Annotated in this window: 20 protein-coding genes and 1 riboswitch; of the genes, 14 read left to right on the forward strand and 6 right to left on the reverse strand. The window is 57.5% G+C overall.

Annotation, left to right across the window (positions count from 1 at the left end; translation table 11 throughout):
* Positions 1-5: 5 nt before the first annotated feature.
* The 4 genes from HDF10_RS08840 (at position 6) to HDF10_RS08855 (ending at position 6,294) form a co-directional block, all read left to right on the forward strand.
* On the forward strand, positions 6-4,415 hold the full coding sequence (locus HDF10_RS08840; RefSeq protein ID WP_183812518.1) for a DEAD/DEAH box helicase: 4,410 nt from the start codon (positions 6-8) through the stop codon (positions 4,413-4,415).
* Positions 4,416-4,757: 342 nt separating this feature from the next.
* Positions 4,758-5,087 carry a hypothetical protein gene (locus tag HDF10_RS08845; RefSeq protein ID WP_183812520.1) on the forward strand — a complete coding sequence of 110 codons (330 nt, stop codon included), beginning with the start codon at positions 4,758-4,760 and terminating at the stop codon, positions 5,085-5,087.
* A gap of 29 nt (positions 5,088-5,116) precedes the next feature.
* The gene (gene ndk / locus HDF10_RS08850) at positions 5,117-5,533 is read left to right on the forward strand and encodes a nucleoside-diphosphate kinase (protein ID WP_183812522.1); all 417 of its coding nucleotides are present in this window, start codon (positions 5,117-5,119) and stop codon (positions 5,531-5,533) included.
* 140 nt (positions 5,534-5,673) lie between these two features.
* Positions 5,674-6,294: an HAD family hydrolase gene (locus tag HDF10_RS08855; RefSeq protein ID WP_183812524.1), complete on the forward strand. Its 621-nt coding sequence runs from the start codon at positions 5,674-5,676 to the stop codon at positions 6,292-6,294.
* A gap of 22 nt (positions 6,295-6,316) precedes the next feature.
* On the opposite strand, the gene HDF10_RS21385 is transcribed toward HDF10_RS08855, so the two are convergent.
* A complete protein-coding gene (locus HDF10_RS21385) occupies positions 6,317-6,571 on the reverse strand; it encodes a GNAT family N-acetyltransferase (RefSeq protein ID WP_183812648.1) in 255 nt (84 codons plus the stop codon).
* A gap of 483 nt (positions 6,572-7,054) precedes the next feature.
* Here HDF10_RS21385 and HDF10_RS08865 point away from each other — a divergent pair, with 483 nt between their 5' ends.
* From HDF10_RS08865 to HDF10_RS08885, 5 genes are all read left to right on the forward strand, one after another.
* Positions 7,055-8,158, forward strand: coding sequence for an aldose epimerase family protein (locus HDF10_RS08865; RefSeq protein ID WP_260177736.1), 1,104 nt, complete (start codon positions 7,055-7,057; stop codon positions 8,156-8,158).
* 54 nt (positions 8,159-8,212) lie between these two features.
* Entirely contained in the window at positions 8,213-8,917 is a 705-nt protein-coding gene (locus tag HDF10_RS08870) for a CoA transferase subunit A (RefSeq protein WP_183812526.1), read from the forward strand.
* Positions 8,914-9,579 carry a 3-oxoacid CoA-transferase subunit B gene (locus HDF10_RS08875; protein ID WP_183812528.1) on the forward strand — a complete coding sequence of 222 codons (666 nt, stop codon included), beginning with the start codon at positions 8,914-8,916 and terminating at the stop codon, positions 9,577-9,579. The genes HDF10_RS08870 and HDF10_RS08875 overlap by 4 nt, the downstream gene beginning before the upstream one ends.
* Positions 9,580-9,650: 71 nt before the next feature.
* A riboswitch (cobalamin riboswitch) is annotated at positions 9,651-9,843 on the forward strand.
* 402 nt (positions 9,844-10,245) lie between these two features.
* On the forward strand, positions 10,246-14,307 hold the full coding sequence (locus HDF10_RS08880; RefSeq protein WP_311732706.1) for a cobaltochelatase subunit CobN: 4,062 nt from the start codon (positions 10,246-10,248) through the stop codon (positions 14,305-14,307).
* Positions 14,304-16,016, forward strand: a complete 1,713-nt coding sequence (locus HDF10_RS08885) for an AAA family ATPase (RefSeq protein WP_183812530.1) — start codon at positions 14,304-14,306, stop codon at positions 16,014-16,016. Before HDF10_RS08880 ends, HDF10_RS08885 begins: the two co-directional genes overlap by 4 nt.
* A gap of 85 nt (positions 16,017-16,101) precedes the next feature.
* On the opposite strand, the gene HDF10_RS08890 is transcribed toward HDF10_RS08885, so the two are convergent.
* Together HDF10_RS08890 and HDF10_RS08895 are read right to left on the reverse strand one after the other, a co-directional pair.
* Complete coding sequence (locus tag HDF10_RS08890; RefSeq protein WP_183812531.1) at positions 16,102-17,274, reverse strand: diflavin oxidoreductase; 1,173 nt, start codon at positions 17,272-17,274, stop codon at positions 16,102-16,104.
* A 508-nt stretch (positions 17,275-17,782) separates the two neighbouring features.
* The gene (locus HDF10_RS08895; RefSeq protein WP_183812532.1) at positions 17,783-18,142 is read right to left on the reverse strand and encodes a nuclear transport factor 2 family protein; all 360 of its coding nucleotides are present in this window, start codon (positions 18,140-18,142) and stop codon (positions 17,783-17,785) included.
* Between the two features lie 145 nt (positions 18,143-18,287).
* Here HDF10_RS08895 and HDF10_RS08900 point away from each other — a divergent pair, with 145 nt between their 5' ends.
* On the forward strand, positions 18,288-19,235 hold the full coding sequence (locus tag HDF10_RS08900) for an AraC family transcriptional regulator (RefSeq protein WP_183812533.1): 948 nt from the start codon (positions 18,288-18,290) through the stop codon (positions 19,233-19,235).
* On the opposite strand, the gene HDF10_RS08905 is transcribed toward HDF10_RS08900, so the two are convergent.
* On the reverse strand, positions 19,232-19,888 hold the full coding sequence (locus HDF10_RS08905; RefSeq protein ID WP_260177737.1) for a TetR/AcrR family transcriptional regulator: 657 nt from the start codon (positions 19,886-19,888) through the stop codon (positions 19,232-19,234). The two genes, HDF10_RS08900 and HDF10_RS08905, sit on opposite strands and share 4 nt — an antisense overlap.
* A gap of 151 nt (positions 19,889-20,039) precedes the next feature.
* On the opposite strand from HDF10_RS08905, the gene HDF10_RS08910 reads away from it, so the two are divergent.
* Both HDF10_RS08910 and HDF10_RS08915 read left to right on the forward strand, forming a co-directional pair.
* Entirely contained in the window at positions 20,040-20,669 is a 630-nt protein-coding gene (locus HDF10_RS08910) for an FMN-dependent NADH-azoreductase (protein WP_183812534.1), read from the forward strand.
* A gap of 54 nt (positions 20,670-20,723) precedes the next feature.
* Positions 20,724-21,113: a hypothetical protein gene (locus HDF10_RS08915; protein ID WP_183812536.1), complete on the forward strand. Its 390-nt coding sequence runs from the start codon at positions 20,724-20,726 to the stop codon at positions 21,111-21,113.
* A gap of 91 nt (positions 21,114-21,204) precedes the next feature.
* On the opposite strand, the gene HDF10_RS08920 is transcribed toward HDF10_RS08915, so the two are convergent.
* A complete protein-coding gene (locus HDF10_RS08920; RefSeq protein ID WP_183812538.1) occupies positions 21,205-21,645 on the reverse strand; it encodes a DUF6526 family protein in 441 nt (146 codons plus the stop codon).
* A gap of 260 nt (positions 21,646-21,905) precedes the next feature.
* On the opposite strand from HDF10_RS08920, the gene HDF10_RS08925 reads away from it, so the two are divergent.
* Both HDF10_RS08925 and HDF10_RS08930 read left to right on the forward strand, forming a co-directional pair.
* Complete coding sequence (locus HDF10_RS08925) at positions 21,906-22,790, forward strand: deoxyribonuclease IV (RefSeq protein WP_183812540.1); 885 nt, start codon at positions 21,906-21,908, stop codon at positions 22,788-22,790.
* 20 nt (positions 22,791-22,810) lie between these two features.
* Positions 22,811-23,632 (forward strand): hypothetical protein, encoded by an 822-nt coding sequence (locus HDF10_RS08930; RefSeq protein WP_183812542.1) that lies wholly within the window; start codon positions 22,811-22,813, stop codon positions 23,630-23,632.
* Between the two features lie 38 nt (positions 23,633-23,670).
* On the opposite strand, the gene HDF10_RS08935 is transcribed toward HDF10_RS08930, so the two are convergent.
* A complete protein-coding gene (locus HDF10_RS08935) occupies positions 23,671-24,453 on the reverse strand; it encodes a hypothetical protein (protein ID WP_183812544.1) in 783 nt (260 codons plus the stop codon).
* Positions 24,454-24,496: the final 43 nt, after the last annotated feature.

Raw genomic sequence — 24,496 nt, forward strand, 5'->3', positions numbered from 1 at the left:
AGCGAATGACACCGGAAGTTCCGCCACCACTCGCTTGGGCTCACCCAGTCACGGCCGAGTGGTTTCTATCCAAGTTCGGCAGCCCTACCGAGCCGCAGACATACGGTTGGCCTGGCATTCTCGACGGCAACGCCACCCTAATCTCAGCTCCAACCGGCTCAGGCAAGACTCTAGCAGCGTTCTTAGTCTGTATCGACCAGCTCCTCCGGCAATCGATCTCAGGCCGACTGGCGCCCTGCACACAGGTTCTCTACGTTAGCCCCCTCAAGGCCCTCTCCAACGACATCCAGAAGAATCTCGATGCGCCCCTAGCCGAGATCCAGCAACTGGCAATGCAGCGCGGGTATCTTTGTCCTGAAATCCGCATCGGCGTCCGCACAGGCGACACGCTTCCAAAAGAACGTGTTGCCATGCTGCGCAACCCGCCTCACATTCTCGTCACTACTCCCGAATCCCTCTATATCCTTCTTACCGCCGGCAAGAGCAGGGAACACCTCCGCCGTGTTCAGACCGTCATCGTCGACGAAATCCACGCGGTAGCCGACGACAAACGCGGTGCCCATCTGGCTCTATCGCTTGAACGTCTGGACGCTCTTGTCACAGGCGAAAATCGTCTCAGCCCCGGTCAGTTCCTCACTGGCCTCGCTATGGCACCCCAAAGGATCGGCCTCTCCGCCACGCAGAATCCGATTGAACTTGTGGCCAGTTTTCTTACCGGCAGCCACGAAGACCGCAAACCCGCTACCATCGTGCAGGTAGGTCACCGTCGCGAACTCGACATCGCTATTGAAGTCCCAAGTGACGAGCTTAGTTCCGTGACCAACAGCCGCATGTGGGAAGAGATCTTCGACAAGCTCGCCAGCCATGCTCAGAATCACCGCTCTACCCTAGTCTTCGTCAATACTCGCCGCCTTGTCGAGAAGATTGCCTTTGAACTCGCCACCCGTCTCGGTCCCGAGCACGTCGCGGCACATCACGGTTCGCTCTCCCGCACCCTCCGGCTCGACGCCGAGCAGCGCCTCAAGAATGGGGAGATCAAAATCCTGATAGCCACCGCGTCCCTGGAGCTCGGTATCGATATTGGTGACATCGACCTCGTCTGTCAGATCAGTACGACCCGGTCGGTAGCGGTTGCCATGCAGCGTGTGGGACGTGCAGGCCACTGGCGTGGTGCAACTCCGAAAGGGAGATTCTTCGCGACCACACGCGATGATCTCGTCGAACAAGCTGCCCTCATCAGGAAGATGCGTGCTGGAGAACTGGATCAGTTACAAATTCCACCACAGCCCGCCGACGTTCTCATGCAGCAGATCGTCGCTGCCTGCGGGGCTGAGCCATGGGAAGAAGACGCCCTCTATAACGTTCTTCGTCGTGCCTATCCGTATCGCAACCTCACCCGCGAAGCCTTCAACGATCTCCTCACCCTTCTCACCGAGGGCATCGAATCTACCCGCGGCCGCTATGGTGCCTATCTCCTTCGCGACGGAGTCCAACACCACCTCCATCCCCGCCGTGGCGCCCGCATGATCGCCATCTCAAACGGCGGTGCCATCCCCGACACAGCGCTCTACAGCGTCATCCTGCAGCCGGAGGGCGTTCAGATTGCAACTCTGGATGAGCATTTCGCTGTCGACTCCAGCCCCGGCGATGTCGTTCTGCTGGGTACCTCAAGCTGGCGTATCCAGCGCGTCGAAGCCTCTGGTCGCGTCCTCGTCGAAGATGCCCACGGAGCACCTCCCAGCTTGCCCTTCTGGGAGGGTGAGGCCCCACAACGAACCGCTGTCCTCTCGGATGGAGTAGGCGAGCTCCGCGAACAAATCTCCGCTCTCACTCCTGATGTAGATCCCGGCTACCTGTCTCCCGCACAGCCAAAGGTCGCCGCAGCCACCGCATGGCTCATGCAGGAGTGTGGCGTCTGCGCCAGCGGAGCCCAGCAACTTATCGCCTACGTCGTCGCCGGTCGCGGCGCACTTGGTGCCGTTCCGTCCAAAACCACCATCATCGCGGAACGCTTCTTCGACGACGGTGGCGGCATGCAACTCATCCTTCATGCTCCCTTCGGTGGCCGCATCAACAAAGCCTGGGGACTGGCCCTGCGCAAACGCTTCTGCCGTGGCTTTAACTTCGAGCTTCAAGCTGCAGCCACCGACAATGGCATTAACATCTCCCTCGCCGAGCAACACAGCTTTCCCCTCGCCGATGTCTTCCAGTTTCTCACCGAACACACAGCTAAGGAGCTTCTTGAGCAAGCCTCTATCGCGTCCCCCATCTTCAAAAACCGCTGGCGATGGGCCGCCGGCCGCAGCCTGCAACTTCTCCGTTTCTCAAAGGGCAAACGCATAGCCCCTCAGATCCAGCGCACTCGTTCCGAAGATCTCATGGCCTCGGTCTTCCCACAGGCCGCGGCCTGCTTCGAGACCATTGTCGGAGATATTCAGATCCCCAACCATCCACTGGTCAACGAGGTGATGCAGGACGTCCTCCAGGAGGCGATGGACCTTGAAGGACTCATCGAAGTTCTTCGCGGGATAAAGGAAGGCGCCATCCGTTGTGTGGCGGTTGATACTGCAACTCCCTCCCAGTTCGCGCATGAACTCCTCAATGCCAATCCCTACGCTTATCTCGACGAAGCCGGTCTCGAAGCGCGTCGCGCCCGCGCTACCTCACTCGGCCGCAACCTTCCGGACCAACCCGGCAAGCTGGACCCAGCTGCCATTACAGCCATTCGCAAAGAGATCTGGCCGGATCTCCGCAACGAACACGAACTCCATGATCTTTTACATTCGCTCATCGTCTTACCGGTGCACGTGATCGGTACAGCTGAATCCAACGACTGGCGGATCTTTTACGACCGGCTTGCACGTTCAGGCCGCGTCCACACGATCGACTGTGGAGGAAGCCTGCGCTGGGTTGCTACCGAACGGCTGTCTTATGTCGACGCGCTGTGGCAAACTGCGTCGAATCGAACCAGTTCAGTCACAAAAGAAGAAGCCCTGCAGAAATTAGTTCAGGGATGGTTACAAATATTGGGACCCATCACCGCCACCGCACTCGCCAGCATCGTGAACCTTGAGCCCGCGGTGATCTTTCCAGCCTTCCTCGCGATGGAGATGCAAGGTCTCCTCATGCGCGGAGCATTCGAGTATCCCGCACCTTCTGCAGCGTCATCAACGGGAGCAGATTCAAACCATGATATCGAATGGTGCGAACGCCGCATTCTCCAACGTATCCACCGCCGCACGGTAACCACTCTTCGCAAGCAGGTCGAGCCTGTCACGCCGGCGGTCTATATGCGCTGGCTTCTCAACTGGCAACATCTGGCCCCGCAAGCTCAGCTCTCCGGCGAAGAGGGAGTCTTTGAAGCTCTTCGTCAACTTGAGGGCTTTGAAGCTCCTGCTGTCGAGTGGGAGCGTACCCTCCTCCCCTCCCGCGTCGCCAACTACGACCCCCGTTGGCTCGACGCCCTCTGCCTCTCTGGAGCCGTAGGTTGGGGGCGCATCTCACCTCATCCGGCGTGGTCTGCAGGAGATGGAGCCTCCCCGCGCCGGGTCATCCCCACCAACGCCGCACCAGTCACCTTCTACATACGCGAGACTGCAGACTGGCTTCCTTACGCGCTGGCTCAACAGTGCGTTGAAGAGGACAAGCTGGCTGCGGCCCTCAGCCCCGCAGCTCTGCAACTTCGAAAGCTGCTTCAGCAACGCGGCGCCTGTTTCGCCAACGATATTCAGCGCATCGCAAATCTCACACGGCAGCAAACCCAGCAGGCTCTGTGGGAGCTCGCCACCGCAGGCCTCGCAGCCGCAGACGGCTTCGACCAGCTTCGTGCCTGCATGGATCCCCGTCGTAAATCCATCACCAACGAGACCTCTGGCAGGCGCACGGCACGCAGTTCGGCGGGCAGGTGGTCGCTGCTCAACGCGGAGCTTCACGCCGCACCGACGGCGATCGAGCAGGCTCACCACACTGAGGCCGCTCTGGAATCCTTTGCCCGCCAACTTCTCAATCGTTACGGCGTTCTATTTCGCGACCTGCTCGTCTACGAATCTAACGCCCCCAGATGGCGAGATCTTCTGCCTATGCTTCGGCGACTTGAAGCTCGCGGTGAGATCCGCGGCGGCCGGTTCCTGTCCGGCTTTGGTGGCGAGCAATACGCAATCCCCGAGGCCGTCGAGTCCCTCCGCAACTCCCGGAACCGCGAGTGCAGCGCGATCATCGCCCTAGCCGCTGCGGACCCGTTGAACCTCGCAGGCGTCGTCATCCCAGGGGATCGTGTTCCCGCTGTTCCCGGCAGACAGGTCCTTTATTCCAACGGCAGGCTGCACTCAGAGGCTTCCGATGGCAGGGCTGTCGACCTCGTCCTGGGCGTTCCACCCTATGCGCCGGCTGGCCTTCCAATCTCCTCCTTGTTCTAAGGGAATTTTTTCCTGCCTGGGAGGGTCCCCCCCCATTACCGGCGCGTAAGTCGTTATTTATCAATTGCTTACGCGAAGCATATGCTCGCAAAAATGTCATTCTAAAGGGGTTACTTCTAAATTCGGCCAAGCAAAGGGGTTACGCTCTTTTCGACGCTTTCCAAAGCTGAATACCCCCTGAAGACTGCTGGCTGCTTTTCCCTATTTATCAAGTATATCGGATGGGAGCTAACTGATACGCCAAGCGGATGTACATGATTACACGGACTTTACCGTGTTCGAGGTGTTGACAGTCGAAAATGGGGCGCCAAGAGACGGCCTCAAGGAGTGGCAAGGCGAAAGATGAACGGGGCTGTTGCTCCTGAGAACGAGGCTTTGGCTGCTGGTCCTGAGAACGAAAAGGACCTCCTCCTTCCTCAAGCGCCTGCTTTCTCAGGTCTGACGGCGGTAAAAAAGTCCGGCGGTGAAGAACACGATAGCGACCATAATGGCGAGCCGGGCATGAAGGATGTTATGCAGACGCAGGCTGAGCAGCGCGTCCGCGAGCCACGCGGCAAAGCCCAGAAACCATATCCAAGCTGTCTTTTGGAAGATCCGCATGCAGCCATGCTCCCAGGAGAAGTTGCGGCCAGGGTCGAACGGGCGAGGTTCGCTGGCCTTGTTCTACACTAAGCAGTAGAGACGCACCTAGGAGAAATACGTTGTCACAACGCACATTCAGCATCATCAAGCCGGACGCCGTTCGTAAGGGCTACTCCGCAGCTATCCTCGCCGAGATTGAAAAGGCAGGATTTAAGATCGTTTCGATCAAACGGCTTTCGATCTCGAAGGCACAGGCCGAAGGCTTCTACCATGTCCACGCGGCGCGTCCATTCTTCGGCGAACTGACGGAGTTCATGTCGAGCGGACCCATCTTCCCGATGGTGCTCGAGAAGGATAACGCGATTGCCGATCTGCGCACGTTGATGGGCGCGACCAACCCGGCCCAGGCTGAGGAAGGAACCATCCGCAAGAAGTTTGCCGCCTCGATTGGAGAAAATGCCATTCATGGTTCGGATGCCGAAGATACCGCGGCGTTTGAGATTGAATATTTTTTCGCCGGTTACGAGCTGAAATAGTTTGGTTGATTTGGGACAGGCCGGCGGCGGGCGCAATCAGAGTGTTCTGGTCGCGCCCGCCGTCTCTGACTTTACGGGCAGTCGTCAAGAGCAGCCATTCCGTTGCTGCCACGGAAGCATAGACGGAGAAGGATAGATTGATGGGTGTTGCAGAGCCGCAGTTGAAGTTGCCGAAGAGGCCCTTCAAAGCTTATTTGTTCGATTGTGATGGGACGATTGTTGACTCGATGCCGCTGCACTACGTTGCCTGGAAGAGAGTCCTAGCGGAGTGGAGCTGCGAGTTTGGAGAGCAGACGTTCTATGCGTGGGGTGGGATGCCGGTCGCTGAGATTATCTCTACCTTGAATGTGCGAGACGGTCTTACGATGCCAGTGGAAGAGATAGCAAAGCGCAAGGAAGCGCTATATTTCGAGATTCTCCCAGAACTAGGGGCTGTTCCGGAGGTGCTGGAGCATATTGAGTTCAGCTACGGAGATCTCCCGTTTGCAGTGGTGTCGGGGAGTACCCGGGACTCTGTGACGGCTTCGCTGGATGTGCTGGGACTGCTGGATAAATTTGAGACGCTGGTCTGCGCGGGGGACTATGAGCGAAGCAAACCTGACCCGGAGCCGTTTCTGATTGCGGCGAAGCGGTTGGGAGTAAAGCCGGAAGACTGCCTCGTCTTTGAAGACACGGAGATGGGGATTCAGGCGGCTACTGCGGCGGGAATGGCATCGGTGAAGATCCTGCAGCCGTGGGAGCGAGAGGGCTTTTGTGGCTGACCATGGCGCGGTCTAGGTTTACTTAAAGTGCTTTGCGGAAGTGAATGCATTGATCGACTATCTCGAAGCCGAGTGCTTCATGAGCTTTCTGTGAGCTTACGTGGTCGATCCAAGTATCCGAGGCGACCTCCTTGCACCCATGATGACGTGCCCAATCTTCAGTAGCGCGCATCAGAGCTTTGCCGATGCCGTGACCTCGGAAGCCCTCATGAACAAACCAGCCCTCGACAAATCCAACGGGTTGTGAGGTGTCGCAGCCGTCGGCGTGGGAGCGCAGACCTGCGCCTGAAGAAAGCCGGTGAGCGCTCCTTCCTCATCGAGCGAAACAAAAAATGTCGAGGGGAGCGCTCCGCAAAGACCAGAGCACAGAAGGACGTCGACTTCCTTGCGATGTTCTTCTATCGATGTCTCTGGCCACAATTGCGAACACATCTTTGCTATCGCGTCTTGATCTGAAAGCTGAGCTCGCCGAATGCTGAAACCGGACATATTGACCCTTTAGAGAGAGGTTGAGATTGCGGCGTCTCTACTCGCGGACTAATGCTGTCCAGGTAAGCGAGCGGAAGGACGAAGAGATTTCTATTTTGCCCGGTCGCGACCGCGCTCCTGCGATTGACTTCGAAGCTCCATCTTACCGCTGTTTCGCGCGTGAGCAGGGCTTCACGTATAGTGGCGAGGGCAGTTGAAGCGAAGAATATTCTGCGGCAAACCGGCCAATATTTTGGATGCCAGGCAGGAAAAGTGATGAGGGAGAATGACGATGAGATGGCTAAAGATTATGCTGCTTAGCATGACAACTGCGATGGCGGCACACGGCTCGGTAACGAAGACTCCATTTGGGACAACCCCGGATGGTACGGCAGTGGATCTTTACACGCTGAAGAGCGAAGGCATCGAGGCCAGCGTAATGACCTTCGGGGCTCGCGTGGTTTCGATCAAGACGCCGGATCGCGACGGGAAGATGGCCGATGTGGTGCTTGGCTACAGCGCGCTGGATAGTTACGTTGCGGATAAGTCGACCTACTTTGGAGCGATCGTTGGGCGCTATGGGAATCGCATTGCGTTCGGAAAGTTTTCGCTCGATGGCCATCAGTATCAGATTCCAACGAACAATGGCGCCAACTCGCTGCATGGCGGCACCGTCGGTTTCGATCGCCTGGTGTGGAAGGGGCGAGCCATCGCGGATGGAGTGGAGATGACGCTGGTGAGCAAGGATGGCGATCAGGGATATCCAGGAACGTTGACGGTGCACGTGCGCTACACGGTTCATCATGGTGCATTGCGCATCGACTATAGCTCCTCGACCGATAAAGACACGGTCCTTAATCTCACCAATCACTCGTACTTCAATCTTTCAGGCGATCCGAAGAAGACCATTCTTGACGAGCAGATTATGATTCCGGCAGACCAGTACACGCCGGTGAATGCGAGTCAGATCCCTACGGGTGAGTTGGCTTCGGTAGAGGGCACGCCGTTCGATTTTCGCAAGTCTACTGTGATTGGCGCACGGATGAACGAAGACAATGAACAGCTGAAGATCGGCGGCGGTTATGATCACAACTGGGTGCTGCGCGGCAAGAATGGGGACGTAAAGACAGCGGCCCGAGTCTACGATCCTGCGAGCGGACGTGTTTTGACTGTGACGACAACCGAGCCGGGAGTTCAGTTTTACACCGGCAATTCACTCAATGGTGCGGCGTATGGCAGCGCGCAGCAGAGCAATGCTAAGAACACCGCGCTCTGTCTGGAGACGCAGCACTTTCCCGATTCGCCGAATCATCCTTCCTTTCCGACCACGGAGTTGAAGCCGGGCGAAGTGCGTCACAGCACGACGACCTTTACTTTTTCTACACAGGCGAAATAACGATTCGCCCGAACGCGGCGTGTGCGCTTCCGCCGCATGTGAGGTTTTTATCCGATGAATAAAGTTGTTCCGACAGCAGACGACGCTGTGGTAGATATTGCGCCAGGTTCTACGATCATGCTTGGCGGCTTTGGCCTTTGCGGGATCCCAGAGAACCTGATCGCCGCCTTAGTGAAGCGCAGGATTACCGGACTGCACACGATAAGCAACAACATGGGCGTTGACGGCTTTGGCATGGGGTTGATGTTGGAGGCAGGCATGATCGCCTCGCACATCGGCAGCTACGTTGGCGAAAACCGCCGGCTGGAGGCTCTGGTGTTGAAGGGGGAGTTGGATCTAACCCTGATTCCGCAAGGGACGCTCGCGGAACGGATTCGCGCAGGCGGCGCAGGTATCCCGGCGTTCTATGTGCCGACAGGTTTAGGTACGGTTGTGGCCGAGGGCAAAGAGACACGCAAGATTGGCGACAGAACTTATGTACTTGAACAGGCGCTTCATGCAGACGTTGCACTGATCAAAGCCTGGAAGGGAGACCGGTTGGGGAATCTGGTCTATCGGAAGACGGCGAGGAACTTTAATCCGGCGATGGCGGCTGCCGCGAAGGTAACGATCGCGGAGGTCGAGGTGCTGGTTGAGCCGGGTGAGCTTGATCCGGATCACATCGTTACTCCAGGAATTTATGTAAACCGCATTGTGGTGGGTGCGGCCTATCGAAAACCGATCGAGTCGAAGTTTATTCAGTCCGGAGGTGCGTTATGACAGGGAAGGAGCGCATTGCACGGCGGATTGCGCGAGAGTTTCATGATGGGTTTTATGTGAATCTCGGCATCGGACTGCCAACGATGATCGCGGGATATGTGCCTGCAGGAATCGATGTTATGTTTCAGTCGGAGAATGGAATGCTGGGTGTTGGTGAGCCTCCGACCGATGAGTGCGCTGACCCTGACCTTATCAATGCAGGGAAGCAGCCGGTGACAGAACTGCCGGGGTGTTCGTTTTTTGCGAGTGAGGAATCGTTCGCGATGATCCGCGGCGGTCACATGGATATGAGCATTCTTGGGGCGATGCAGGTGGACGAGCAGGGCAATCTTGCCAACTGGACGATTCCGGGAAAGATGGTGAAGGGCATGGGGGGCGCGATGGATCTGGTTGCGGGAGCGCGTCGAGTGATCGTTGCCATGGAACATCAGACGAAGGATGGAGCTTCGAGGATTTTGAAGGAGTGCACGCTCCCGCTGACTGGACAGAGTGTTGTGCACGATATTGTGACGGAGCTTTGCTGGATTCGGGTGACCGCTGAAGGGCTGGTGTTGACCGAAGTCGTGGAAGGCATGAACGTCGCTGAAGTTCAGGCGCGGACCGAGGCGAAGCTTCTGGTCTCTCCGGATCTATGCGTGATGACTGTCGATGCGCTGGTCTAGTCAAGTATCCGATTGCGAGATCACTCTTTGACGTTGACGCGAGTGCGACATCTGTGCGGTTTCGTTGTGGTATAACGAAATCTATCTCGGGTGCCCACCAGGGCATAACAGGGAAGTCCGGTGAAGAGCCGGCGCGGTTCCGCCACTGTAAGTGAGGAAAGCTGCTTTGAAGTACCACTCGGCCGATGGCTGGGGAAGGTAAAGCGGTGTGCAGAGTTTCTGCAACCTCCAAGCCAGGAGACCTACCCGAGAGTACCGGCAGACTTCTGCGGAGAACAGGAAGTTGCATGATTGTTATTTCCATACAGTTTCGTATTTTGTCTTTCTGCCTCCAACCTGCTGCCATGGCATCAGAAAGAGGTGTGAGTCTTGACTGACATGCATCGCCAACGCGTAGTACGGGCGGATGGGCGGCCCGTGAATATCGTGCAGCGGCGCGCGCACCTCTCCTATTGTTTTTCAGGATGCTGTTGCGGAAGGACGGAGCGCGGTTATGCGCAGGTCCCGGTCGAAACGTATAAAGAAGAGTGGACTCGCCGGAAGATGCGCAATACGGTCCATCTGACGAAGGCTGGATGCCTCGGGCCGTGCGTGCTGTCGAATGTTGCGAGTCTGGTCTTTGATGGGCGATCGGTGTGGTTTCACTCAGTCAACAGTCCCTGGCAGGTGAAGCAGATATTTGAGTACATCGATGCGATGTTGGAAGCAGATCGCTTTTTGCAACCGCCCGAAGAACTGCTTGAGTACGTTTTCAGCTTCTATGACTGGGACGTGCGACCTTCGGTTCCAGCCTCGATTGTTGCTGAGAGCGTACCGCCAGAGGTGCACGGCATAGCGCTCTTGACGCACGCAGATACCGACCTGATGACTCTTCAGAACGCGCGCGCAGCACTTCCCACAGATTTGGATGTTTTTCCTTATTCGCTGAACGGCTTGCGCAGCGAGGAACAGATGGTGGCGCTGCTAGAGGGAACCTTGGCGCGCATTCAGATTATTGTGTTGCGTTTGCATGGGCCATTGAACTCTGTCGCCGGATTCTCTCTTCTTCGCTCCAAATGCATTACGCAGAACCGACACCTCGTTGTGGTGAGCGGTACCGGGGAGATGAATCCAGAGTTTCTCAGTGCAGGGACCGTCGATCCGGATGTAGTCGCGTCTGTGACGACTTATCTTGAGCGCGGTGGAACATCGAATCTTGTGGAATGCGTGAAGTTTTTGTCCGACCGCCTCCTGATGACCGGGCACGGCTATGAGAAGCCTACGACTCCCTCAGAGCACGGAATTTATATGCAAGATTTAGAGCATGCGGAGTATGAAGACTGGCAGCAACGCGCAGATCCTGCGAAGCCCACTGTAGCCATCCTGTTTTATCGCGCTCATATTCTTAGTGGGAATACTGCATTCGTTGACGCTCTCGCTGAAGCACTGGAGTCTCATGGCTTGAATGCGCTCTGCGTCTTCACATCGAGCATGAAGGCTCTGGAGGATGGTTTTCCGGCGGCGCTTAGACTGGTGGAGCGACGCGTCAATGTGCTTATCACTACGTTATCTTTTGCATTGGGTGAGATAAATACCGGTGATGTAACACTCGCTGGTGAGAATATTTCGATCCTGGAGCGGTTGGGAGTTCCGGTTATTCAGGCGATCCCAAGCGGGATGCCAAGAGGAAACTGGGAGATCTCGCGCCGCGGCTTAAATGCACTCGACACGGCGATCAATGTAGCGCTCCCGGAGTTTGATGGCCGCATCATCTCCGTCCCGGTTTCGTTTAAGGAACGGGGAAGTGCTCAATCCGGGGATCTCTATGTTCCTCACCATGAGCGTGCAGATCGAGTGGCCGGAATCGCTGTCCGGCTTGCGAGGCTCCAGACTCTGTCCAATCCTTACAAGCGTGTCGCGTTTGTCCTTACAAACTCCTCGACCAAGGCTGCGCAGGTAGGAAATGCAGTTGGTCTCGATTCGCCGGCGAGTTTACTGAATCTGCTTCGCGCCATGAAGGGACGCCGGTATATTGTCGGAGATCTGCCGGAGTCGGCCGATGATCTGATTCACGACCTTCTTTCGCGTGGAACATACGACGACGCACATCCCCTCGATGGGCAACGCGCTCATCGATACTCGCGCAAGCTGTATCGGCGACGTTTCGAGCGCTTTCCTGATGTTCCGCAGAAACGAATGAAGGATATGTGGGGGCAGCCCGCTGATCGCGGGTATACGCTGCGGTCGTCTTTGCCGAAGATTGATAAGAAGCTGATGAGCGAGGTTGCAACCAAGATTGCCGCGATGAACTTTGAACCATTTAGCGATAGTGAAGACTACTTGTTTGCAGCAATGCATCTTGAAAACGCGCTGATTGCGATCCAGCCGCCGCGAGGATACGGGCTTAATCCCGATGCCATTTATCACACTCCTGATCTTCCGCCGACTCATCATTACACGGCGTTCTACCAATGGCTGGGGACTTCCGTGGAGAATGGTGGATGGGGCGCCGATGCGATCGTACATGTTGGAAAGCATGGAACCCTCGAATGGCTGCCTGGAAAATCTGTTGGTCTGTCGGAGGAGTGCTTTCCAGATCTACTACTCGAAGACATGCCGCTAATCTACCCGTTCATCATCAATGATCCTGGAGAGGGGAGTCAGTCGAAGCGAAGAGGTCATGCGGTGATTGTGGATCATCTAACACCACCCATGACGAGTGCAGAGACCTACGGACCGCTCGCGGCACTGAATCAATTGGTGAATGAGTACTACGCGGTAGAAAAGCTGGATGCGTCGAAACTGCCTTTCATTCAACAGCAGATCTGGGAATTGATTCAGGATGCGAACCTGAAAGCGGATCTCGATTTAAAAAATCTGCTGTCGCGTGACCATGGCGATCATAAACATGATTGGGATGACGAACTCACGCCCGAGGGAGTTCCGGTCACGCTGGCGGAGATGAGCGGAAGCGAGGTTGCCCATCTAATCGAAGACATCGATGGGTATCTGTGCGAACTCGGCATGGCGCAGATACGCGATGGTCTGCACATTCTTGGCAACATGCCACCGCTTCCGGAGATGCTTCGATCGATGACTCGACTGGAGAACGTAGGTTCACCCAGCCTGCTTGGTGCGATCGCCCGCAATCTTCAATTTGATTATCGCGAACTTCTCGACGCTCCGGGAAAGAAGCTGGATGTCGCTATTACTCTGTCTGACACCGTTTGTTACGCAAATGCTGACGTCCTCGATGTGCTGGATCGAATGGCTCTAAGCCTCTATACGAAACTTGAAGAGCTTGGCTTCGGTGTTGATCGTCTGGAAGAGTTGCAGCACGGCATCGTCGGATGTGCTTCGGACGAGGTCTCGAGTGCGCTCACGTTCGCCTGCCTGCAGATTGTTCCAAATCTTGAGCGAGCAGGCGAAGAGGTAGAGCATGTTCTTGATGCTTTGGAAGGCCGCTATATCCCTGCGGGCCCGGCTGGTGCGCCGACACGTGGTATGGCACATATCCTTCCGACGGGTCGAAACTTCTATGCGGTCGACCCACGCGCCCTGCCATCTGAAGCTGCGTGGCGCGTAGGTCAGCAGCTCGCTTGCGAGGCGATAGAGCGTTATCGTGCCGAAGAAAACCAGTACCCCGAGACAGTCGGGCTCAGCGCGTGGGGTACTTCGCAGATGCGTACGCACGGTGACGACGTAAGCGAGGTTCTGGCGTTACTCGGTGTGCAGCCGGTATGGAATAAACAGTCCAGGCGTCCGGAAGGAATCATTTTGATTCCATTGGAAAAGCTCGGCAGGCCGCGCGTAGATGTCACACTTCGTATCAGCGGTTTTTTCCGGGATGCGTTTCCTCATCTTATTGACATGATCGATGACGCGGTCGCGCTCGTCATTCAGCAGGATGAACCGCTGGAGATGAACTTTCCTAAAAAACATTATCTGCTGGATCTTGAAAAAAATAGTGATCAGGGAGCCGAAGAGGCGGAGGCTTCTGCGCGATTCAGAATATTCGGTGCGAAGCCAGGTACTTATGGAGCGGGCATTCAAGCCCTGATGGAGACACATCACTGGAAGACGGACGGGGATATCGCGCAGGTGTTTCTCGAATGGGGCGGCTATGCGTATGGCAAGTCGGCGAATGGCGTGGACGCGCGCAACGTCTTTGCCGAGCGGTTGAAGAGTGTTCAGGTTGCGTTACATAACCAAGACAATCGCGAACATGACATCTTTGACTCTGATGATTATTTTCAGTTTCACGGCGGTATGGTGGCTACCATCCGTGCTCTCACAGGAGTACAGCCGAAGGCCTACTTCGGCGATAGCTCCCGTCCTGATGCAGTCCGCGTTCGCGATCTGCGCGAAGAGGCTCTGCGTGTCTATCGCTCGCGTGTCATCAACCCGAAGTGGATCGAGAGTGTCAAGCGTCACGGTTACAAAGGTGGGCTGGAGCTAACCGCGACGGTCGACTATATCTTCGGTTTCGATGCGACGGCACATATAGCTCCAGATTTTGTCTATGAAGGACTCGCACAAGAGTATGTGCTTAACCGTGAGACACAGAGCTTTCTGAAACAGTCAAATCCGTGGGCGTTGAATGCGATCGCCGAACGTTTGCTCGAAGCAAAGGAACGTGGGCTTTGGGAAGACGTTAACCCTGAGACGCTCGACGCCCTTCGTGAAGTCTTGCTCGACAGCGAAACGTTGTTGGAAGCACGCGGTGAGACTAGCAGGAGCACAGTATGACCCGCCCGGCTTATCCATTCGCTGCGATTGTCGGCCAGGAACAGATGAAGATGGCGCTGCTTCTCGCTGCTGTGGATTGGCGTCTGGGAGTGCTTCTGCGTGGAGACAAGGGCGCGGGGAAGACCACGACGGCGCGAGCGCTCGCCGAGTTGCTCCCGAAGCCGGGGCGCTTCGTGAATCTCCCCATCGGTATAACGGAGGATCGTCTTTTAGGCGGGATGGATTTAGGCAGTACGTTGAAGGGTGAACCGGCGCTTCGACCCGGCCTGGTCGCAGAGGCAAACGGTGGCGTTCTTTATATCGACGAGGTCAACCTTTTGCCTGACCATCTTGCCGACGCGCTGTTGGATGCAGCTGCGACCGGCGTGAGCACAGTCGAGCGGGAAGGTTTTAGCGCAGTGCAGGAAGCACGATTCGTTTTGATGGGAAGCATGAATCCGGAAGAGGGATCGCTGCGGCCACAGTTGCTCGATCGGTTTGCCCTCGTTGCCGATATTACTGCCAGCGGATTGGCGATTGAAAGACGGGAGGTCGTTGAACGGCGCTTGATGTATGACGCCGACCCTTCACTTTTCGCGGCTCGGTGGTTGGAGCAGCAGATATATCTTCAGCAGCGGATAGCAGCTGCGAGGGTAATGCTTCGGTCTGTGCAATGTTCTACCGTTATGTTGGAGCACATCAGTACGATCGTTTGCGAACGTGGAGTCTTGTCGCTGCGTGCGGACCTTGCCATAGCGCGTGCGAGCTGCGCACAGGCGGCGCTGCTGGGTTGTGAAGCGGTTACGGAGGAACATATCGAGGCGGTGCTGCCGTTCGCCTTGGCTCACCGCATCCCGCATTCACCTCAGAAGCCGCCTCTTCCACAAACTTCTCCTTCACTAGTGCCCCAAACACCGGCGCAGAGCAGGGAGAGCGAAGAGACTGATGAAATGAACGAGCAGCGCTTTTCTTCTTTGTCAGTCAGAACACCCGAATTGCATTGGACTGGGAATGGCGGTAGAAGTGGAGCGATGGGTGGGCGCAAAGGGACTGCGCCGGGTCCGGTTGTCAGAAGCAGAAAGAATGAGAGCCCCACAGAACTGGATTCTCGCTCTTCCGTGCTGGAAGCTGTTGCTCGAACTGGTCGACCGAGTCCGCGTCTTGAGGATCTATATGAGAAGGTGCGTGAGCCGCTGGTGGGAACGCGGTTTTTGTTTGTTGTGGATTCAAGCGGATCGCATGCCGCGCGCGAACGGATGAGAGTGGTCAAGGGAGCGGTGGCCGGATTGATTGAACGTTCCCTGCGTCGTCGTGACGAGGTAGCCGTGATTGTATTTCGCGGAGAATCTGCCGAGATTCTAGTTGATCCTACAAGCGACGTCGCGGCGGTGCTGGCTGCTTTGGAGTATCTGCCGACAGGCGGGCGTACCCCTCTGGCGCATGCCCTTGAACTGGCGAATGGGCTTGTGACTCCCGAGACGCTGTTATTGCTTGTCACCGACGGACGGGCCAATGTTCCTTATTGCAGCAACGACGCCTGGTATGACGCGTTGCAGGCGGCGGCTAAGATTCAATGTCCCGGTTTGGTTGTCGACACCGAGTCGAGCAACCATGCATTCGGTAAGGCGAAAGAACTTGCCGACGCTATGCGCGTGGAGTGCATTAGCCTGTCGGAGTTTGAAGCAGGATATGATTTTGCCGTTCTGCTCAAAAGCAGCGTCGATCGATAACGTTTAGCGACTTTTTGAAGATGAGGGGACAGGGCGGCTCGGTGCGAGCTCGCCATATCCCCTTGGTATCCTGCGTCGTGCGGTTCTAGTAGACGTCTCGCTGGTAGCGCTTTTGTTTTTTCATGGTGGCCAGGTACTCGGCGGCGTGATCGAGGGTGCCGTTTGAGCCGCGGGCGATGACGTCGAGGAGCGCTGTCTCTACGTCCTTGGCCATGCGGGTGGCGTCGCCGCAGACGTAGAAGTAGGCTCCCCGCTCCAACCACTCGTAGAGCTCTTTGCAGCGCTCCTGCATGCGGTCCTGAACGTAGACCTTGCGGGCCTGGTCGCGGGAGAAGGCGGTGTCGAGGCGGGTAAGGACGCCGTCCTTGTGCATGGCCAGGAACTGATCTTTGTAGAGAAAATCCATGGCTTCGCGTTGTTCGCCGAAGAAGAGCCAGTTGTCGCCCTTCTGGCCGGTGGCCTGGCGCTCTTCGAGGAAGGCACGGAAGGGAGCGATGCCAGTGCCGGGGCCGATCATGATGACTGGTTTGGAGGTGTCATCGGGGAGGCGGAAGTTGTTGTTGGAGTGGAGGAAGATCGGCATCATGGTGCCTTCGCCGGCGCGGTCGCCGAGGTGTCCGGAGGCCACCCCCTGGCGGTCGCGGCCGTGGGACTCGTAACGGACTACGCGGACCGTGGTCTGGACGTTGTCCTTGTGCATGGCCTGGCTGGAGGCGATGGAGTACATGCGCGGGGTGAGGCGCTGGAGGATGTTGAAGAGCTGCTGTGGGTCGGTGACTACCTTGGGGAAGTTGGTGGCGAGGTCGACGAACTCGCGTCCCCAGCAGTACTCCTCGGCGCGGGCCTTGTTTTCGGGGCCGACGAGGCATTTGAGGCCTTCGACGGTGGGGGCTAGCTTAGCGTACTGGCCTACGGAGCCGCGGGCCAGCTTGCCGATGCCGAGGCGGGTGCGGAGGGCCTCTTCGAGGCTGATTTCTACCTTGTAGTGGTCGAGGACGCGTTCGCGGCCGGTGAAGTGGAGGGCTTCGAGGACCTCGGCTACGGCGATGGCGCGGTTTTCCGGGATGATTCCTACGGCGTCGCCTGGGGTGTAGGTCATGCCCTCTTCGAGGGTGAGCTCTACGTGGCGGGTCTCCTTCTCCGAGCCTTCGCCGGTGAGGAGGCGGTTGTAGGTCACGGTGGAGAGGAAGGGGTTGTTGCGGGTGTATTTGGACGCGTGTCCAGTTGCTTGCTGTTCTTGAGCTTCCACTTCGGTCATTTTTCTATGGTAAAACGCATCGGGGCAAAATGCTTGCAGGGACGTGTTCTTTTGCGGTCTTTTCGTGGTATTTCGCTGGTGCGTTTTGGTGATTTCGTGGTGTGTTGCTGCCTCTTGTCTTACGGTGTTTCTGAATCGAGTCTCTTGCAGACCCTCCCCCCTCCCCCCTTGGGGGTATTTTGCCGGGATGTCTTTTACTCCCATAGGTTTGCGGCTGGGTAGTGTCTGTAAACCTTTGATTGCAAACGGTTTGCTTGCAAAATACTTGCAATGAATGAGTTATGGCTCCTTTGAGTTGTCGCCCCTTGTTTTGCTTTGAATGAAAAACTGCAAGGAGCCTTAAGCGCCTTGCAGTTTTTCCTGCTGGTACAAGTATATCGGATTGGGTGGGGGTAATGCGTCACGCGAATCACCTTGTCTGGCGCGGGGATTTGCTAGTTGGGGGCTTGACAGGTTTTTCGCTGTGTCGAGTTTTTCTGATTCGGACGTTCGGTTGGTCGGGGCTGAGCTAGGCCTTGAAGAAGCCGGCCAGATGGGTGAGGCGCCCTTCCTCATTGAAATGAGCGTGGGTATGACCGCTGCTGAACTCGGAGCCGTCTTTGTTGTACATCGTCCACTCCGATAAGAGCTGGCCGTGGTGGGCAAGAAGCTCGTTGCTCTTGAAGTATCGTCCTGGGTTTTTCTTTTGGAATTGCGCGACGTGCTTAAGCAGATTGGCTAAGCCCTGGCCCTCCGCCATGGGGGTGGAGAACACAACGTCGTCGCTTACGCTCTGCCTGATGAGGCGTTCCTGCTCCATTGGTGCGATGTCCGGAGCGTAGGCGGTCTGGTAGGAGTTCATAAGCTGTTTCAGGGAGTCGATGGTCATAGGTGATTCCTTTCCTGCTGGCTCGTGCTGAGATTTTGTGTTGAAAGGCTCGGTTTGTCGCTTCCACCTTCTCCAAGATAGGTCGAAGTTTGTGCACGGTCGATAATCTAAACGCCGAAAGTGTTTACCTTCCGTCCAATATCGTATGGACCCGTTTCTTGATCTCATCCATCTGCTTCGGCCGCAGGCTACGCTCTGGGGACGGACTGACGGGGTTGGCCGATGGGGCGTGTCGTTTCGCAAGCGGGACGACCTGCTTTTTTGCTGGGTTCAACAGGGTGAGTGCCAGCTGATACGCCCGCTGGGGGCGCCGGTGCACCTTGCGCCCGATGACTTCGTTCTGATTCGTACCTCGATGCCGTTCACGCTTACGACGGATCCTGCCGTGGAGCCTGAAGACAGCGAGACGTTGGTCGCGGCGACCATGGATACGGACCTAAAGCTTGGGGAGGGTACGGACTCTCCCGTGATCCTGCGTGGGGGCAGGTTTGTGTTCGATACCGCGAATGAAGGTCTGTTGACGGGCCTGCTTCCTTCGCTGGTTCACATCGCGGCTGGGGACACGTCCTCGTGGCGTGTGCGCTCTCTGTTGAAGATGAATGAGGCGGAGTATCTGCAGCCGGGGCCGGGAAGCGAGTTCGTCATCGCGCGGCTGATGGAGCTGATCCTGGTGGAGATCCTTCGGAGTGAGGCGTTGCGGGCGAATCCGGAGCAGGGCCCGGAACAGAGTCAGGAGCATACCGGGCTGCTCGCCGGCCTTACCGATCCGGTGACGGCGCGTGCGCTTGCGGCGATGCACAGAGAGGTGGCGCATGGCTGGACTGTTGCTGGTCTGGCACGGCTCTGTGGTGTCTCGCGGTCCAGCTTTGCTGTGCGATTTCGCAGGATCGTGGGGAGGGGGCCGATCGAGTATCTGCTGGACTGGAGGATGGCCCTGGCGAAGGATGAGCTACGGGGTGGAACGCGGAGCATCGGCGAGGTCGCCCTGATGGTTGGCTTCCAGTCTTCGAGCGCGTTCAGTACGGCGTTCACCCGAGCTGTTGGGTGTTCGCCGAAGCGCTTTGCGGCTTCTGCCTTGGCGCTGACGCGCTAGGTGTGGGCGGGGTGGGGTGGTTCGATGAGGGCGAGGACTGGGTGGACCAGGGTGAGGATGGTGTCTGCGATCTCGCTGGAAGGGGGGCGGTTGGGGGTTTGGGCCCACTCTTTGGCGGCGCCGTAGATGGCCCATGCGGTTGTGGTGGCGATCATCTGGGGGGAGGTGGGTGCGGCGGAGGGGTGTTTTTCGAGGCCGTCGAGGAGCATGCGGCGGACGACGGCGATGATGGCGGACTCCATGTGGGGCTCCATCTGTCCAGGGCGGTCGGAACAGAGGAGCTGGGCCGAGGCGATGAAGTCGCAGACGCCTAGGACGATGGCGCGCAGGGCGGAGGTGCAGGTGTCGTTGAAGGTGACTCCGCGTTCGGAGAGCAGCTCGTTGAAGCGGGTGCCGACGGTGCACTCGAGCAGGGCGAACTTGTCCGGGTAGTGGTCGTAGAAGGTAGCGCGGTTGATGGTGGCGGCTTCGGCGATGTCCTGCACGGAGAGGCTGTCAAACTGCTTTTCTTTCATGAGGTTGACGAGGGCCTGCTGGAGGAGTTTGCGGGTGCGGAGGATGCGTGGGTCAGTGGTTCGTTCGGGGGTCCGCTCGGGTATCAACTCGGGGATTGGATCTGGCATCTTGTCGAGTTTTGTTGGCGAGCTGGACATTTTTCTTTTACCGGCTGGCTCTATTTTCCTTTAGCTGCTTGCTTAATCTTACTCGAATTTGACGACGCTGCTTGCTTAAACGACATTTGTCGTGTTTTTATGAATCGACACAAGTTGTTTAAGCGTCAGATGTCGTATAGGAGATTTTGTCATGCCCACTTTACTTGTAGTGAATTCCAGCCCCTTCCATGAGACCTCGGTCTCCCGTCACCTGTCTGAGGAGTTCGTTCAGAACTGGAAGCAGGCGAACGCGAACGGAAGAGTGATTACCCGCGACCTGACCTCGAGTGATCTAAAGACGGTCGATGCGGCCTGGGTTGGGGCTTCGTACACGCCCAAGGATGCTCGCACGGCGGAGCAGAAGCAGACGCTTGAGGTGTCGGACACGCTGCTCGGCGAACTGCGGGCGGCGGATGAGTATGTCTTTGGCGTTCCGATGCATAACTTCGGGGTTCCTTCGGTGCTGAAGTTGTGGATCGACCAGATTGCCCGTGTGGGCGAGACGTTTTCGTATGGGGACGGAGGGCCGAAGGGTCTGCTGCAGGGGAAGAAGGCTACGTTCCTGATTGCCTCCGGTGGGGCCTATGACGCTGGGACGGTGATGGCTTCGTACAACCACGTTGAGCCTTACCTGCGGTCGGTGTTTGGCTTTATCGGGGTGACGGATCAAAAGTTCCTGTCGGCCGGCGGCGCTTCTGCGCTGATGTCTGGGCAGGCGGATCGGGCGACGTTCCTAAAGCCGCATGTTGAGGCGATCCGTTCGCAGTTTGTGGCGGCTTAATCGCTTGGCTGGTTGTCGCTGGACTTAGTTGATCTCCAAGGAGGAGGTATTGGTATGAAGATCGCATCGCTAGTTGCCAGGTATCTGCTTGGCTTTATCTTTCTTGTCTTCGGATTGAACGGCTTTCTGCACTTCATTCCGACGCCTCCTCCTCCGGGAGTCGCTGGGGATTTCATGATTGCGTTGTTTGAGTCGCATTACCTGGTGATCATATTTTTGCTGCAGTTGATTCCTGCGGTGTTGCTGCTGGCGAATCGATTTGTGCCGCTGGCTCTGACGCTGCTTGCGCCGGTGATTGTGAATATTATTTGCTTCCATGCGCTGATGGCTCCGGCAGGGTTGCCGATGGCTTTGTTTGTGACGGCGCTGTGGGGGCTGGTGGCTTATGGGGTGCGGTCGGCGTTTGCGGGGTTGCTGCAGGTGCGGGTGTCGGAGACGGTCTGAAGAGCGGATAAGATCTGAAGGCTTTCTGTGTGCTCCGGACGGTGATACTGTCCGGAGCCTTCGTTCGCCAGGCGAGGATTGCAGTTCGAGACTAGATGCGGTGGTTGTCGGGTCGCCAGTTGACGATGGCCTCCTTGATGGCCTTGGGCTCCATGTTTTTGGTGAGGGCGCGGTGGGCGAGGTCTGGGAGCTCGGCGTCGGAGGCGAAGCGGAGGGCGATGAGCTGGGGGACGGTGAGCTCGTCGATGTGGGCGCGGTCTGCGGGGGGGAGAAGTGCCTGGAGGCGAAGACGCTCCTCGAGGCGGATGATGCGGTCCTGGGCTTTGAGGGCGGAGTCACGGGATGCGCCGGCTATCAGGAAGAAGACGATGGACATGACGATCCACCAGAGATTGGTGTGCTGGTAGGCGGGCCATCGGTGGATGGTGATGTAGATCGAGAAGACGAGGTTGAGCAGGAGCAGGGGAAGGATGATGAAGTGAAAGAGTGGGAAGAAGCGGGCGTGGTTTTTGAAGTTCTGTGCGGCGGGCATACGGCGTCCCTCTTTGCGTGAAATGATGGCGGGGTCAGCATAGCACTCCCTCGTGCTTGGAGATGCCGTCCTGCCGGACGGGTCTCCTCCGCGGAGCGCGTCACTTCGTGACGGGTATACCCCTTCGGTTGGCGCTCCCGCTGGTCGCGAGCCATATTCCTTCCCGACCAACGGAGGATCTGCGGCGTTCGTTCCGCTGTCCCCGGTTCGCCGCGGTCACTTCGTGACTTGTAGACCTTGTGATGCGGTAGCCTTGGGGGATGAAGAGTTCAGTGATCGCAAAGACGGGGAAGAAGCGGATTGGCGTGCATGTGGGGACGGCTGGTGGGACGTGGACTGCCGTCGAGCGAGCCGTGGCGGCGGGGGCGAATACGTTTCAGATATTCTCTTCTAGCCCGCGACAGTGGCGGGCGGCGGCGGTAAAGCCTGAAGACGCGGCGAAGATGCGGGAGCTGCGGGCGAAGCATGATGTGGGGCCGGTGGCGATTCATGCGAGTTATCTGATTAATCTTTGCAGCCAGACGGAGAGTGTGCGCGTGAATGGCGTGGCGGCGTTTCGCGGAGAGGTGGAGCGGGCGCTGGCGCTGGGGGCGGAGTATCTGGTGCTACATCCGGGGAGCTGGAAGGGGCTGACGCGCGAGGAGGGGCTGCGGCTGGCGGCGGAGTCGATTGAGAGGGCGATTGACGGTGTGCCATGGCAGGGGAAGGACTTCAAGATTTTGATCGAGAATACGGCGGGGGCGGAGTTTTCGTTGGGCGGAAAGCTGGAGCAGGTGGCGGAGCTGGTGGACAGGTTGAAGCCGTGTGCCCCGGTGGGGGTGTGTCTGGATACGTGCCATGTTCATGTGGCGGGGTATGACCTGGTGTCGCCGGATGGGTATGTGGAGACGATGCTGCTGGTGAAGGATACGGTGGGGTTCGATGCGGTGAAGGTGTGGCACTGCAATGATGCGAAGGCGGCGATGGGGTCGAAGCTGGATCGGCATGAGCATATTGGGGAGGGGACGATTGGGGCGGAGGTGTTTCGGCGGCTGCTGCACGATGAGCGGTTCGCGCATGCGGCGTTTATTGCGGAGACGCCGGTGGACGCTCCGGGAGATGAGGCGAGGAATGTTGGGGTGCTGCGGACGTTGGCGGCGGGGTGAAGCTGTACTGGGAGGCCTGGATGAAGAAGGCATGGGTTTTTGTCGTGGGATGCTGGCTGATTTCCTGCTGCAGTTTGATGCATGGGCAGATCGCGGAGGAAGAGCAGATGAGCGTGGCACCACCTCCGTCGGCACGTTTTCCGGCTGAGTGGTATCCGGCGGAGGGTAAGCAGGAGTTCTCGATGTTTCACGATACGGGCGCGCCCTATACGGCGGTGATGGTGACGACGGTGACTTTTGCAGCCTCGCCTGGAAGCAGCGAGATGAAGAGCCTCTCGGGCAGTACATTTCAGGCGCGGGACAGTATGGGCAGGACTAGGACTGAGGAGAGCCGTCCGCGGACGGGCGTAAATGGGGAAGCGGTCGATGCACACGAGGTATCGGTAAATGATCCTGTGTCTCACTGCAGCTTTCAATGGTTGGAGCCATGGGTTGCGGCGGGAGCGCCGACGGCGACGGTGAGATGTATGCCGAGGAGGGTGCAGTTCAATCAACCGAATATCTGGACACACGGGGCCGAGCCTGGACGGCGGGAAGAGCACTCTGGAACGCATACCGATGTCTATTTGACGGAGGCGCTCGGAGAACGGGTGATTGAAGGAGTTCGGGCTACGGGCGTGCGGAAGATCAAGACGATGGCTGATACCGATAGGAAGAAGGAACAGACGCTGGTGACGGAGATTTGGTATTCGGCGGAGTTGAAGGAGATGGTGGCGATGAAGGGAGTTCCGGCGGAGGCTGGGTTTTCAGACTTTGAGCTGAAAAAGATTGATCGCAAAGAGCCGGACTCAAAGCTTTTTTATCCTCCGGACGGCTACAAGATCGAGCATCACAGCTACTGAGAGATTGGAAGACCTGCGTTGGCGAGGGATGAACTGGATCAGGGAGCGGGCGTGCGTTGATCCTGGACGGTGAAGCCTTCGGGCAGAGCGAAGAAGTGGGCTTCCGGTTCGGAGGTTGAGAGGTCGCGCGCGGTGAAGGTTTGTTTGCCGGATTGCGGGGTGTCAAGCTTCGAGAGAATGTTGATCCCGAGTTGGGGGGAGTACCAGAACTCGCGCGTGGTGATCATCGGTTGATCGTTTCCGAAGACGCCGGGGTTGAGAGTGGTGATCTCGCGGTAGCCGATGGTGTCGATGCCTGCGACGTTGTTGTGGCCGAGGTCTTCGTGCTGCTGATAGCCGGCGTTGTCGGCGAGTGCGCCTGATGGATGGATTGCAGGCTGGTAGGTGGTGGTGACTGAGCCGGTGTAGGGAATCAGGAAGCAGCGCTTGATGTCGATCTGGCAGTTGTAGAGGGTGTGGTCGGCGGGATTTGAGATTTGAATGAAGTCCATGACGGATTCCATCTTTCCGTTCTTTGGGACGAGCAGCCAACGCTCCTGGTAGATGCGCCCGGTGCGGTCGCGCATGATTCGCCGTTTATTGACGAGGGTGTAGGTGCCGCCATTAGCTCCCATGGGCCGCGTCCACTCGGTTTCGAGTGTGAGGCTGAACGGCGCATTCGTCATGGGTGGGATGAAGATGCTCTCGAGAGTTTGCCGCGTTCCACCGTCGTAGGTCTTGACGGCGGGTGGCGGCGTTTGAGAGAGGAGCAGCGTGGAAGTGGCGAGGAGCGCGAGAGTGAAACAGAACGGGCGAATCACTGACGGTAGAGCTGTTCGCATGTCGGACTCCGGAAAACAGGAAGAATTATAGACGGCGAGGCAT

It is taken from the genome of Tunturiibacter empetritectus (genome assembly GCF_014201375.1).
Classification (GTDB): Bacteria; Acidobacteriota; Terriglobia; order Terriglobales; family Acidobacteriaceae; genus Edaphobacter; species Edaphobacter lichenicola_D.